A 14,058-nucleotide genomic window follows, 5' to 3' on the forward strand; every position below is an offset into this window, starting at 1 on the left:
TCAAAACAAAACCGGTCGTGACTGAAGCTGGCCGAGCGGAACAGTCGGAATCCCGATTTCCGTAAAGCGACGATTGACGATGCGTTGATGTGCAAGTCTTTCGTTTTGGTCACGGCGAGAAACAAGGAATGACATTGTGAGTCAGATCGCCTTCTGGGGTGCGGTCGAATTGGGCCTCGTCTTCGCATTTGTAGCCATCGGCGTCTATCTGGCGTTCCGCGTCCTCGATTTCCCCGATCTGACGGTTGACGGTTCGTTTCCGCTGGGCGCTGCCGTAACCGGTGTACTAATCCTGGCGGGCATGAATGCCTGGCTGGCGGCAGCCATCGCCATGGTTGCGGGTGCTGCTGCCGGGCTTGTAACCGCGACGCTGAACGTGCGTTTCAAGATTCTCAATCTTCTCGCATCTATCCTGACCATGATCGCGCTGTTCTCCGTCAATCTGCGCGTCATGGGGCGTCCCAACATCGCGCTCATCAATCAGGACACCATGCTGACACCGTTCTTCGGTCACGGCATTCCCGAATATTATGTACGTCCGCTGTTCCTTTTCGTGCTGGTCGCCATTGCGGTATTTGTCGTCTGGCGCTTTCTGGAAAGCGATATGGGTCTTGCCATGCGCGCAACCGGCGCCAATCCGAGAATGGCGCGTGCACAGGGCGTTCGTACCGACAGGCAGATCTATCTTGGCATGGCGCTGTCGAACGCACTGGTGGCGCTCGGTGGCTCGCTCTTCGCGCAGACAAACGGCTTTGCCGATGTGACCTCGGGCGTCGGCACCATCGTGGTCGGCCTTGCAGCGGTCATCATCGGTGAAACGCTGTTGCGCAGCCGTTTCATTCTGGTGATCCTGATTGGCTGTGTGCTCGGCTCGATCATCTATCGTATCGCCATCCAGTTTGCGCTTTCGAATGGTGACATTCTTGGCCTGCAGGCATCCGATCTCAACATTGCCACCGCCCTTCTCGTTACCTTCGCCCTGATATTGCCGCGCCTGCGTCGCGGAGGAGCATCGGCATGATCGAACTTTCCAATCTCGATGTCGTGTTCGGTCGCGGCACTCCGCTCGAAAAGCAGGTCTTGAACAAGATCAACCTGACCATGGACCAGGGTTCCTTCGTCACGGTCATCGGGTCGAACGGCGCAGGCAAATCCACGATGCTGGGCGTTCTTGCAGGCGATGTGATCCCCACTGCTGGCAAAGTGGTCATCAGTGGCAAGGATGTGACCCGCAAGCCCACTGCCGAGCGGGCCGGTCTTGTCGCCCGCGTGTTCCAGGATCCGCTGGCAGGCAGCTGCGGTACACTGTCAATCGAGGAAAACCTCGCTCTGGCTGCTTCGCGCGGCAAGACGCGCGGCCTCACCCACGCGCTCAATTCCAAGCGTCGCGCATGGTTTCGCGAGCGTGTGGCGAGCCTCAATCTGGGGCTGGAAAACCGTATGCAGGACCGCATGGAGCTTCTCTCCGGCGGCCAGCGTCAGGCCCTGTCACTGATCATGGCGACGCTTTCCGGTTCGGAAGTACTGCTGCTCGATGAGCATACAGCAGCGCTTGATCCCGGCATGGCCGAGTTCGTGATGGAACTGACCCGGACGCTGATTGCCGAGAATAAGCTGACCGCGCTGATGGTCACCCATTCCATGCGGCAGGCGCTCGATTATGGCGACCGCACGATCATGCTGCATGGCGGCAAGATCCTGCTCGACGTGACCGGCGACAAGCGCAAGACGCTGGGTGTGGAAGACCTCATCGAAATGTTCCGCAAGGTGCGCGGCCAGACGCTCGATGACGATGCGCTGCTGATCGAATAGGAACCTCGTGTTGACGGCGCGCAGCGCAGTATTGCAACCGATACTCCGCTGCGCATCGCCGACTTCCCTTTTACATTGGGGGCCGGTGCAAAGATGCCTCGCTGCCAGCCATTATATGAATGGACTCGACGCCGGAAAGCATAAGGCTGGCGGCGGCTTCGGACTTGAAGCCGGACATGGAGCAGATGGGCTATTTGATACGACAGAGCTTATTGTCTATCTCACCTTGGTGATGGTCATGACGCCGGTCGTAAAACCGTTTCTCTGTACACCATTTTGAAAACTGTGATTAAATTGACTGCTATTGCCGACGTAAACGGGTTTTCCGTTAACGGAAAACGTCTTTCTGCTATCCAAGAGAGTTAACATGAATGCGTTAGCGTCAGGCATATCAATAGCAATAGTCCCTCTGGAGCTTGCACCAAAATCCAGAATTGCTTCTGGATACGGAGCTGCTTCATTCTGGGTCTGAAGAGGATCTCCTCCACTTGTATGAGCCAGAATATTTAACTGCGGCGAACCATCGGCAAGAGAAATCCGCCATTCCCTCTCGGGTGAGTTGCTTGCATAAATCCTATTCGTAGAGAGATTGAATTCCGATGTGTCATACAGTTTCGTTAGGCCAGTGTAAGGCGTTACGTGTTCTTCGAAGAAATTTAGTCTGACATTGTCATAGACAGAAAACTCTCCCCCCCAGAAAATATTGAGCCCTGAGAAAGTCAGCTGTGAAGCATCATACATTTCAACCCGCACACTACCATACTCACCGCGCGATCTCGTCTCCATTTGAATACCAGGGTGTTCCAAAACCATCGAACCTTCACGCTGTAGAGTTAAGCTAAAAGGACGATCACTTCCCAGGTTTAATGCGCCACTCGTGCGCTGGGTTAACGCAAAATGGCCGGACAAAATGCCAAACTCTGTGACTGTGTCGATGAAAGCATCAGGATCACTTTCGGAGGCAGGCCAGTAAACGTCAGAGTCGGCACTCAGAGTTAATGATTTTCCTTCAGCATCCATGACAAATCCAGCGCCGACATTTTTACTGAAATCATTATCTATTTCTTGATCATCTCCACACGATTGGTCATAAACTTGGGTTTCAAATGGGCTCCACTTGGTATATATTTTCATTATTTCTCCTTCTTTGAAGGAGAATTCATAATTCTTGCTGTTTTACATTAGCCATCAGATAAAACTGTTCAGCTTGGAATAGGTTACCCAGACCGGAATATAGTATTCTTACTCTGTCCTAGGCTTCGATAACCATGCAGCACCAAGTCATCCGGCTTATGAGGCGGATGAAAACTATTGCTCAAGTTGATCATGGTTTCGAGCTGCTAAGCGTAGCAGCTCGCAATTGGGATGTGGCAAACCCGCAATCGAGGCCGATCTCGGCCTATATTAATTGCAACAGAACTTCGAAACAGACTTTAACGCCGAGCGTTTCGAAGTGACTCGACGCTGATTGCCAGCAGACATTGGCGGATGATGGGGATAGCGAGCGCCGCATTTTGGCGGCTTTCGAGAATGGCACGCTGCAAGCGCTCCATAACGCGCGCAAGGCTTTCGCCGGTCCAGCGGCTTACTGAATTCTCGACCAGTTTCTTACGGTTGAAGAAGATTGGCGGACGAGCCGCAGCCACAACGACGGACGCGCTTTTACGCTCGGTATCGGCAATGTGGCGCAAGGTCTGTACCTGCTGAAACTGGCGCATCGCCGTGTTGAGCAGGAGAAACGGCGCGGTGCCGGATTTCACGACACGGTCGAAGGAGACTTCGAAACGCGGAAGATCGCCAGCCAAAACCGCATCGATCACCTCGTCGGTGGAAAGACCGGCAACATCGCCGACTGCTTCACGCACATCGTCTATATCGATCCGCTCCTTGCCGCGCGCATAGAGGCAGAGCTTTTCGAGTTCACCCCGCGTGGCAAGACGATCGCCGCCCAGGCTTGCCCGCAGCAGCTGCCGCCCGTCGAGCGTGATCTGCATCTTCCATTCCGCCAGAACATCGTCAATGACACCATCGATACCGCGGCTGTCGTCGGAATAGCAGGGCAAGGCCATACCTGCCGAAGCGTTCTCGACAGCGCTACGCAGACCTGCGCCCTTCTTGAGATCACCGGCTTCAACCAGCACGAACGTCTCAAGCGGCGGTTCAGTCGCAAGAAGCTTGATCGCTTCCGCCAGCTTCTTCTGGCCTGCGGCATTCTTGATCCAGATCAGGCGCTGGCCACCGAACATAGAGATGGTGCGAGCTTCATCGGCGAGTTTGGCCGGGTCGGCCTCGATCTCATCCGCTTCCATGCGAATGACGGCGAACGGGTCGTCCAGCGGCAGTTTGCTTGCTTCGGCAAAACGGCGCGCACGCTCGCTCACCAGCCCCTTGTCGGGGCCGTAAAGCAGCACGACCGGAAACGAATTCGTCGGCCTTGCCAGAAAACTATCGACTTCGTTTGCTTTCTTCTGCGCCATTGCCACTCACTAGCGCAATTCGCTTCCAAACGAAACAGTCACCGGTCGAAGTGACGAGCGGCTGCGAAACAAAATAGTTCATAAAGTTACGAGTTATGCTGTGGGAGCGCTGTTTGACTGTGGCCTCTAACTTGAAGCGATGACGGATCATAATTGCCTTTTGACGCGGCGGTGAATATCTATCCATGTATTTGTTGGAACGAATAGCGGTGGGCTTTGCAGCCTGACCAAGCCAGTTCTCCGCATCGCGTTACAATATAGGTGTTGTGTTGGTTTGGCTGCTGTAAATGAAAAAGCTCGCCGCAATGAAATGCAACGAGCCTTTATGTTCAAATATTCGTATAATAGATCAGCTCTGAAGCCGGCGGCAAATCTCGTCGAGTTGCTCAAGAGAACTATATCGAATCTTGACCTCACCGCCGCGATCACGATGATTGATCTCAACCTTCATGCCAGTAACATCAGAAAGCAGCTTTTCGAGTGCTTTGGTGTCGGCATCTTTCTCAACAGGTCCTGCTTTACCGGGCTTGGCTTCCGCACCACCGCGTGCTTCCGCCTGCGCAAGCGCTTCCACCTGGCGTACCGACAGACCATCTTTGACAATCCGCTCAGCCAGTGCGGTCGGGTTTTCCATCGTGATGAGACTTCGAGCATGACCTGCCGAAAGCGCACCATCGACAATGAAATCCTGCACGGGTTGCGGTAGTTTCAACAGACGCAACGTGTTGGCGACATGGCTCCGGCTTTTGCCGATGACCTGTGCCAGATCATTCTGCGTATAGTCATGATTATCGATAAGCTGTTGATATCCCAAAGCTTCTTCGACCGCATTCAGGTCGGCGCGCTGCACGTTTTCGATGATCGCGATCTCAAGTGCGACACGATCGTCAACGTCACGAACAATAACCGGGATCGTATCGACACCGGCCCGCTGCGAAGCACGCCAGCGACGCTCACCGGCAATCAGTTCGAACCGGTCCGGCTGCCCTGGCGCCGGTCGCACGACGATCGGCTGCACCACGCCATGTTCCTTGATCGACTGCGCCAGATCCTCCAAGTCACCTTCTGAGAACATGCGACGCGGATTGCGCGGATTGCGCGTGACGAATTCAATCGGAACATTCCGTTCGATGGGAACAGGTGCCTTACGCTCTTCGGCAGGGCGATCAATTTCACCGATCAGCGCCGCTAATCCGCGGCCAAGGCGCTTTTTTGAAGGATCATCATTCATCGTTCGGCTTATTCCTGAATTGTTTCGTCGTCGAATCGATTGGTTTAAGCGGCCTGCAATTGTCGCTCGCGCTGGATAACTTCCGATGCGAGTTGCAAATAAGCCTGACTGCCGGCGCATTTCAAATCGTAGAGAATTGCCGGTTTACCGTGTGATGGTGCTTCCGAGACGCGCACATTACGCGGAATGACAGTACGATAGACCTTCTCACCCATGAAAGCGCGAACATCATCCACCACTTGCGCAGCGAGATTGTTGCGGCTGTCGAACATGGTCAGCACAATACCCTGGATCGAAAGCTCGGCATTGATCGACGACCGCACCTGATCGACCGTCTGCAAAAGCTGGCTCAAGCCTTCCAGAGCAAAGAACTCGCATTGCAGCGGCACCAGAACGGAATCGGCCGCAGCCATGGCGTTCAACGTCAGAAGATTGAGCGACGGTGGGCAATCGACAAGCACATAGGAGAACCGCTCCGACACGGAGGAATCGAACCGCAGAGCATCACGCAAGCGCCGTGTACGATCGGCCGACTGCGCAATCTCCATTTCAATGCCAAGAAGATCCAGCGTCGATGGTACGATATGCAGATTGGGAACATCGGTTGGCATTGCAGCATCAGGAACCGACGATTCCTGCGTCAGCACGTCATAGGAAGACAAAGGCCGGTTGCGGCGATCAATACCCAAACCGGTGCTGGCGTTGCCCTGCGGATCGAGATCGACAATCAGTACCGTCTCGCCGATAGCCGCCAATGCCGTAGCCAGATTGATGGCGGTGGTAGTTTTACCCACGCCGCCTTTCTGGTTTGCAATGGTTATGATTCTGGACATTTTGTTCATCACCGTCGCCTTGCTGCTGCCCGCCCCTTCGAAATTTCCAGCCATCAAGCGACTTTGCGCCGAAGATTGGTGATTTCGAGTATGACCGAAGCCTGATCGATAGCACTTTGATGTTGTACCAGATCGAAACTCCAACCGACACGGCTTTCGTCTATCTCACGCTGATAATCCCGACCTTTTTGGAAGAGAGCTTTGGCACCATTGGTCAGCCACAGCTCCGTCAGACCGAAAAGATCGTTCAGCGACGCCAATGCGCGTGCCGTAACCACTTGTGGTGTTTCAATTTTCTCCCACATCGCTTCAATGCGGGTGGAATGGACCCGCGCCGGTACGTGCAAATGTCCCGCTGCAGTGCGCAGGAACGCCGCCTTTTTCCCTGCGCTCTCAATCAGATCGATAGCGCCTCCTGGTTGCTCAGCGAGGAAACAGGCCGTCACAATGCCCGGAAATCCGCCGCCAGAACCAATATCCAACCAGTGCTTGGCGTCACTCGCCAAGGGAAATAGCTGTGCGCTATCCAGAATATGACGGGTCCACAACTCGTTCAGAGTAGAGGGGGACGCAAGATTGATCGCCTTCGACCATTTGCGGAACAAGTCTTCAAAGGCGATCAGGCGGTTCGCTGTTTCACGTGAAACAGCGGGAACGATTGCTTTCAGACTTTCAAAGCGAGTATCGGCGCTCATGCAGCGCCCTGCCCTTCAGACAATTCCGATGCAGCCCGCTGGCGATATCCGAACTTCTTGATCTGTGCGATAAGGAGCGCCAGTGCCGCCGGTGTCATCCCGTCAACGCGCTGCGCCTCGGCAATTGTTTCCGGCCTGCGTTGCTTGAGCTTATGCTTCAACTCATTGGAAAGACCGGATATTCCATCAATGTCCAACCCTGCTGGAATGAGCAGTTGCTCCTCGCGCTCCATCACTGCAATGTCGCTCTTCTGCCGATCCATATAGACGGCATACTGGGCCTCGATCTCCAGCGCTTCCCGCGTTGCCGGATCAACAGCTCCGAGTTCAGGCCAGATCGATTTCAACCGATCCAGATCAATCTCCGGGTAGGACAGAAGATCATAGGCCGAACGGCGCACGCCATCCTGATTGAGACGCAGATCGTAACGGCTAGCCAGATTGGGCGTAATGGTCAGTGACTGTGTCAGTGACCGCGCTTCATCCAACGCCGTTTCCCGCGCTTCAAATCGTTCCTTACGTGCGTGCCCCAATATACCGAGCTTGTCCGCTAGTGGCGTCAGGCGCTGATCGGCATTATCCGCGCGAAGCGACAGACGAAATTCTGCACGTGATGTAAACATGCGATAAGGTTCGCTGACCCCGCGTGACGTCAGATCATCAACCATGACGCCTATATAGGCTTCCGTGCGCTGGATAATGACAGGATCGCCACCAGAAGCTCGACGCGCGGCATTGATGCCCGCGAGCAAGCCTTGTGCACCCGCTTCTTCATAGCCAGTCGTGCCGTTGATCTGCCCCGCCAGAAACAGACCGGTAACTTTCCGGGTTTCAAGGCTGCGCTTCAACTCACGCGGATCGATGAAATCATATTCAATCGCATATCCGGGCTGCAGCATAGCGGATTTTTCAAGCCCCGGTATGGTCTTCAATATGTCGAGCTGCACATCCTCCGGAAGCGATGTCGAAATGCCGTTTGGATAAACGGTATCGTCGTCCAGCCCTTCCGGCTCGAGGAATATCTGGTGGCCGTCACGGTCGCCGAACTTGACAATCTTATCTTCCACCGAGGGGCAGTAACGGGGACCGATGCCCTCGATCGAACCAGAATACATAGCCGAACGATGCAGATTGGCCCGAATGACAGCGTGGGTTTCCGGCGTTGTGCGGGTAATGCCACAATCAATCTGCGGTATGGTGATCCGATCCGTCATGAGAGAGAACGGCACAGGCTCCTCATCGGCGGACTGCATATCAAGGCTTTGCCAATCAATAGTACGCCCATCCAGTCGTGGCGGCGTGCCTGTTTTGAGACGCCCAAGCGCAAAGCCGAACGAGGTCAGGCGTTCGGAAAGACCAAGCGCTGGCTTTTCGCCCATGCGGCCAGCAGGAATCTTCTTTTCCCCAATATGGATCAACCCATTCAGGAACGTGCCGGTCGTCAGCACCACAGCGCCACATGACAGGGTCCGCCCATCGGACAAAACAACCCCGGTGATGCGTCCGTGTTCTTCCCGAAGGTCGTGCGCGCCGCCTTCGACAACAAATAGATTGTCCTGGGCCGCGATCATCTTCTGCATGGCAAGCCGATAAAGCTTGCGGTCAGCCTGAGTTCGAGGTCCGCGAACAGCAGGCCCTTTTCGGCGGTTCAGTAGACGAAACTGGATACCGGCTTCATCGGCGACACGCCCCATCAAGCCATCGAGTGCATCGATCTCACGTACAAGATGCCCTTTTCCCAGCCCACCAATGGCAGGGTTGCAGGACATAACGCCAATAGTATCAAAGCGATGTGTTACAAGCGCAGTTCTGGCACCTGCGCGCGCAGCTGCAGAAGCAGCCTCGCATCCCGCGTGGCCGCCGCCGATCACAATGACATCAAAGACTGTGGCTTCGGTCGAACTCATTTGGTTCATCCTGACGCAACTCGAATCCGTTTCTGAAAGATGTCTCTTTGACACGAATAGGCTTGAAACGGAAGATCAAATTGGTCGTCGACTTGATCAAATCTCGGCGACGAGCCGACTCACGGATGGAGGAGTGAGTCAATCACCTTGGCGAGATTCCACAGATGTTTCACGTGAAACAATTTTCAGGATCAATCGGCCCGTGTTTCACGTGAATCATTTTCCGATGCAGAACTGAGAGAAAATAACGTCCAAAATTTCTTCCACATCGACATCACCAGTAATACGTCCGAGATACTGGGATGCAAGGCGCATGTTCTCTGCGCGGAGTTCAAGCGGAAGGTTTGTACCGTTTATCGCCCTATCGATCTCGGTGACAGTAGATCGCAGAAGGTTGATATGTCTCTGCCGCGTGGGCACGGCATCCTCTATCTGGCCTATCCGCTCTTCCGCGAAATTCTGAAGATTCGTGAGTAGTTGGTCCAGTCCTTCGCCAGTTTTTGTTGAAATGCGGTAGGTCCAGCAATCGGCAGATTCAGCATTCAGATCAGCTTTTGTGCCGATTTTCCATAAAGCTTCTGGTACTTCGTCGGAAGCGACAGCTATGGGATCGTTCATATCTTCAAGCAGCAGAACCAAATCGGCATCGGCCATACGCGCGCGGGCGCGTTCAATTCCGATTTTTTCGACGGAACTATCGGTCTCCCGCAAACCTGCCGTGTCTGTCACGTAAACCGGGATGCCGCCCAGATCGAGTTTGACCTCCAGAAGATCGCGGGTCGTTCCCGCCTCTTCCGAAATGATCGCTACTTCGCGCCCAGCCAGAAAGTTCAGCAAGCTGGATTTACCGGCATTCGGTGCACCAACAATCACGACATGCAGTCCGTCGCGCAACATCGAAGCGCGCTTGCCGCTCGCTATATGGTTCTCGATCTCACTCTTTAACAGTGCCAGTGACTGCCAGACCTGCTCCGATACGGAACCAGGAACATCGCTTTCATCGGCAAAGTCGAGTTCCGCTTCTATAAAGGCGCGTGCACGCAACAGACGCTGACGCCATTCCGTGTAAAGCTCACGCTGCGTACCAGAAGCGACTTGCAATGCGAGCCGCCTCTGTCCCTCGGTTTCCGCGGCGATCAGATCCGCAAGGCCTTCGGCGATCGTCAAGTCCATCTTGCCATTAGAAAAAGCACGTCGCGTAAACTCTCCAGCTTCCGCTATACGGCAACCATGCAGCTCTCCCATTTCCGACAAGAGCTTCTCAACGACTGCTTTGCCGCCATGCAAATGAAATTCAGCGCAATCTTCGCCGGTAAAACTGTTCGGTCCAGGGAAAAAAAGCGCCAGTCCACGGTCGATTGGATCACCATTTCGGCTACGGAATAGCTTGTAGGCTGCATATCGTGGTGTCGGTATGGAGCCGACTATCGTTTCGAGTACGAATCGAACTTTGGGGCCGGAAATGCGTACCACAGCAACGCCGGATGGCAGACGCCCGCTCGACAAAGCAAAAATCGTATCTTGAAGGGAAGCGATCTCGCTCATTTCATTTCCTGACCTATAATCAATAAGGACGAAAGCAACCAAACGGATGCTGATGGAATGGCATATTCATTCGTGCAGTGAAAGAAAAGCCCTATGACAGAGTTAGACCGCAATCGCCTTGCTGGCAGTAACCGCCTTGCCGAAGAACCGAGTGCCTATCTGCGCCAGCACGCCGATAATCCTGTTCACTGGCAGCCGTGGGGTAAAGAGGCGTTGGATGCTGCGAAGGAGCTCGACCGGCCCATTCTGCTTTCGGTTGGCTATGCGGCCTGCCACTGGTGTCACGTCATGGCGCATGAGTCCTTTGAAAATCCCGATGTGGCGGAAGTGATGAATGCCTTGTTTGTCAATGTGAAAGTGGACCGTGAGGAACGGCCCGACATAGACCAGATATATATGGCAGCGCTTGGAGCGATGGGGCAACAGGGCGGCTGGCCGCTCACCATGTTTCTGAGGCCAGATGGCAAGCCCTTCTGGGGAGGAACCTACTTTCCCCCGCACAAGCGCCACAACATGCCCGGCTTTGTCGATATGCTGCATGCGGTTAATAACCTTTGGAATAAGGATAAAGAAAAAATTAACCATAATGCGCAGGCTGTGTTCGATCATCTCGAAGGCAGGCTGGCAGCGCAGATCGCGCCGGTGGTGAACGAAGTCGAACGATTTGACGAGATTGCGACACGCATCAACAGCCTGATTGATCCGGTCCGGGGCGGAATAGAAGGAGCACCTAAATTCCCCAACGCGCCTTTCATGGACAATCTGTGGCTCTCTTGGCTCTACGGGCGTAATGAGACGCATCGGGACAATTTCCTCCTGTCTCTCAAGGTGATGCTGCAGGGCGGGATTTACGACCATCTGGGTGGCGGACTTTGCCGTTACTCCACCGATGCCAATTGGCTGGTCCCGCATTTTGAAAAAATGCTCTACGACAATGCTCAATTCATTCGACACGCCAACTACGCTTTCGCCGAAACCGGAAATGATTTGTTTCGCTTACGAATCGAAGAAACTATCGATTGGTTGATCCGTGAAATGCGTTTGCCCGACGGAAGTTTTGCATCCAGCCTCGATGCCGACAGCGAAGGGGAAGAAGGACGGTTTTACGTCTGGAGCGAGCAGGAAATCGATCAGGCGCTTGGCAACGATAGCGAAGCCTTCAAGGACTATTACGGCGTCACAGCGGGTGGAAACTGGGAAGGCCAGAACATTCTGAACCGCCTTGATGCCGTCGATGGTGATGCAATCCTGCCGCCATTGATCGAAACATCGCGGCAAAAACTGCTGGCACGTCGTGAATTGCGGGTACGGCCCGGATGCGATGAAAAAGCACTGACCGACTGGAACGGACTTGCTATCCGGGCATTGGCCGAAGCAGGTCGGAGTTTTGGAAGACAGGACTGGATCGACCTCGCGGTTGATGCCTATCGCTCCATAGCGAGCAGTTTTCGTGATGGCCGCATCGCACATTGCCGCATGGAAAACTCTCTTCTCTACCCTGCCCTTTCGACCGATTATGCATCGATGATCAACGCAGCTATAGCCCTCTATGAGGCAACGGGCGAATGGGTTTATATCGATGACGCATTGAAACTCAAAAAGGCGCTCGATGACAGCCATCGCGATGGTGCCGGTAATTATCGCCTGTCGGCGCTGGACGCTGATGACGTCATCCTGCACACTTATGGCGATTATGATGAAGCAATACCGAGCGCGACCAGCCAGATCATCGAAGCACTGACACGACTGTTTCTGGCGACGGGCAATATCGATCTCTATCAAAGCAATGAGAAGCTGATCGAACAGGCGCTTGGCCGAGCCTTCGCACAGCAATATGGGCAAATTGGAATATTGAATGCGGCCCGTTTTGCAGCTGAACCACTTTCTCTTGTCGTGGCCACAGACGATAACGCCGGAGAACTTGTTTCGACAGCGAATCGAAATCCAGACCCAAGACGCTTAGACAAGTTCGTGTGGTTCGAGATTGGCAAGACAGTAGAGCTACCGACCGGGGGAACTGCAGAGCCTGAGCATCCATCAGCCTGGTTCTGCAAGGGACATGTTTGTCTACCACCTGTCCAGAACGCCGATGCTTTGCGACTGCTCCTCGGCAAGGCATCCTGAAATAAGAAGCGCCGCAACGGTTTCCCGCGCGGCGCTTCTCAAACGGTTTGAACCGAGTAATTTTTACGTATTCATCGAATCGAAGAATTCGGAATTGCTCTTGGTCTGCTTGAGCTTATCGATAAGGAATTCGATCGCATCGGTCGTGCCCATCGGCGCGAGGATACGGCGCAGAACGAAAATCTTCTGCAGATCGGCGCGCGGTACGAGCAGGTCTTCCTTGCGGGTGCCGGACTTGAGAATGTCCATGGCCGGGAAGATGCGCTTGTCGGCAACCTTGCGGTCAAGCACGATTTCCGAGTTACCGGTGCCCTTGAATTCTTCAAAGATCACTTCGTCCATACGGCTGCCCGTATCGATCAGCGCGGTTGCGATGATGGTCAGCGAACCGCCTTCTTCGATATTGCGCGCGGCACCGAAGAAGCGCTTCGGGCGCTGCAATGCATTGGCGTCCACACCACCGGTCAGAACCTTGCCGGAAGACGGCACAACCGTGTTGTAAGCGCGACCAAGACGGGTGATCGAGTCGAGCAGGATCACAACATCGCGACCATGTTCAACAAGGCGCTTGGCCTTTTCGATGACCATTTCAGCCACCTGAACGTGACGCGCTGCCGGTTCATCGAAGGTCGAGGAAATCACTTCGCCCTTCACCGAGCGCTGCATGTCGGTCACTTCTTCCGGACGTTCGTCGATCAGAAGAACGATCAGATAGCATTCCGGATGATTTGCGGTGATCGAATGGGCGATGTTCTGGAGAAGAACAGTCTTACCGGTACGCGGCGGAGCGACGATCAGGCCGCGCTGGCCCTTGCCGAGCGGTGCCACCAGATCAATGACACGCGGCGAAAGATCCTTGGAAGTTGGAACTTCCAGTTCCATCTTGAAGCGCTCATTCGGGTAGAGCGGCGTCAGATTGTCGAAATGAACCTTGTGCCGGATCTTTTCCGGATCTTCGAAATTGATCGAATTAACCTTGAGCAGCGCGAAATAACGTTCGCCTTCCTTGGGACCGCGGATCGGACCTTCGACCGTATCACCGGTCTTGAGAGAAAAACGACGCAGCTGCGAGGGTGAAATATAAATATCGTCTGGGCCCGGCAGGTAGTTGGCATCAGCAGAGCGCAGGAAGCCAAATCCATCCTGCAGCACCTCAACGACGCCCTCGCCGATAATTTCGACGTCCTGGGCCGCCAGCTTCTTGAGGATCGCGAACATCAGTTCCTGCTTGCGCATGGCGCTCGCGTTTTCGACCTCAAGTGTTTCGGCAAAAGCCAGCAGCTCCACCGGTGTCTTGTTCTTTAGTTCTTGTAGTTTCATTTCCTGCATGGATGAGGAACTCTTTTTAAAATGTAAGGAGAAAATGCAGTTGTTCGGAAAGGTGGCCACCTGAACGTCGTGACCGGCATCGAAGGCCTGCTGTCTTGAAGGGAA

General features: G+C 54.3%; 11 protein-coding genes. 3 read left to right on the forward strand and 8 right to left on the reverse strand.

Annotation, left to right across the window (positions count from 1 at the left end):
• The first annotated feature begins 136 nt into the window (after positions 1-136).
• On the forward strand, positions 137-1,021 hold the full coding sequence (locus KWJ32_RS05495; protein ID WP_012091079.1) for an ABC transporter permease: 885 nt from the start codon (positions 137-139) through the stop codon (positions 1,019-1,021).
• Positions 1,018-1,812 (forward strand): ABC transporter ATP-binding protein, encoded by a 795-nt coding sequence (locus tag KWJ32_RS05500; RefSeq protein WP_012091078.1) that lies wholly within the window; start codon positions 1,018-1,020, stop codon positions 1,810-1,812. Before KWJ32_RS05495 ends, KWJ32_RS05500 begins: the two co-directional genes overlap by 4 nt.
• 216 nt (positions 1,813-2,028) lie before the next feature.
• Here KWJ32_RS05500 and KWJ32_RS05505 read toward each other — a convergent pair whose 3' ends face one another.
• The 7 genes from KWJ32_RS05505 to mnmE all read right to left on the reverse strand — a co-directional run bounded on the left by KWJ32_RS05505 (position 2,029) and on the right by mnmE (position 10,500).
• Positions 2,029-2,946 carry a hypothetical protein gene (locus KWJ32_RS05505; protein WP_151609648.1) on the reverse strand — a complete coding sequence of 306 codons (918 nt, stop codon included), beginning with the start codon at positions 2,944-2,946 and terminating at the stop codon, positions 2,029-2,031.
• 299 nt (positions 2,947-3,245) lie between these two features.
• Positions 3,246-4,289, reverse strand: coding sequence for a DNA polymerase III subunit delta (holA, locus tag KWJ32_RS05510; RefSeq protein ID WP_012091076.1), 1,044 nt, complete (start codon positions 4,287-4,289; stop codon positions 3,246-3,248).
• A 349-nt stretch (positions 4,290-4,638) separates the two neighbouring features.
• Positions 4,639-5,520, reverse strand: coding sequence for a ParB/RepB/Spo0J family partition protein (locus KWJ32_RS05515; RefSeq protein ID WP_010657644.1), 882 nt, complete (start codon positions 5,518-5,520; stop codon positions 4,639-4,641).
• A 44-nt stretch (positions 5,521-5,564) separates the two neighbouring features.
• Positions 5,565-6,362 carry a ParA family protein gene (locus KWJ32_RS05520; RefSeq protein WP_010657645.1) on the reverse strand — a complete coding sequence of 266 codons (798 nt, stop codon included), beginning with the start codon at positions 6,360-6,362 and terminating at the stop codon, positions 5,565-5,567.
• A gap of 44 nt (positions 6,363-6,406) precedes the next feature.
• Complete coding sequence (gene rsmG, locus KWJ32_RS05525) at positions 6,407-7,048, reverse strand: 16S rRNA (guanine(527)-N(7))-methyltransferase RsmG (protein WP_012091074.1); 642 nt, start codon at positions 7,046-7,048, stop codon at positions 6,407-6,409.
• The gene (gene mnmG, locus KWJ32_RS05530; protein ID WP_151609650.1) at positions 7,045-8,955 is read right to left on the reverse strand and encodes a tRNA uridine-5-carboxymethylaminomethyl(34) synthesis enzyme MnmG; all 1,911 of its coding nucleotides are present in this window, start codon (positions 8,953-8,955) and stop codon (positions 7,045-7,047) included. Before mnmG ends, rsmG begins: the two co-directional genes overlap by 4 nt.
• Before the next feature lie 216 nt (positions 8,956-9,171).
• Positions 9,172-10,500 carry a tRNA uridine-5-carboxymethylaminomethyl(34) synthesis GTPase MnmE gene (gene mnmE / locus KWJ32_RS05535; RefSeq protein ID WP_094514512.1) on the reverse strand — a complete coding sequence of 443 codons (1,329 nt, stop codon included), beginning with the start codon at positions 10,498-10,500 and terminating at the stop codon, positions 9,172-9,174.
• 93 nt (positions 10,501-10,593) lie between these two features.
• On the opposite strand from mnmE, the gene KWJ32_RS05540 reads away from it, so the two are divergent.
• Positions 10,594-12,624, forward strand: a complete 2,031-nt coding sequence (locus tag KWJ32_RS05540) for a thioredoxin domain-containing protein (protein ID WP_012091071.1) — start codon at positions 10,594-10,596, stop codon at positions 12,622-12,624.
• 63 nt (positions 12,625-12,687) lie between these two features.
• Here the strand turns inward: KWJ32_RS05540 and rho are convergent, their stop codons facing one another.
• Positions 12,688-13,953, reverse strand: a complete 1,266-nt coding sequence (gene rho, locus KWJ32_RS05545; RefSeq protein ID WP_012091070.1) for a transcription termination factor Rho — start codon at positions 13,951-13,953, stop codon at positions 12,688-12,690.
• Between the last annotated feature and the right edge of the window lie 105 nt (positions 13,954-14,058).

It is taken from the genome of Ochrobactrum sp. BTU2 (assembly GCF_024539785.1).
Classification (GTDB): domain Bacteria; phylum Pseudomonadota; class Alphaproteobacteria; order Rhizobiales; family Rhizobiaceae; genus Brucella; species Brucella anthropi.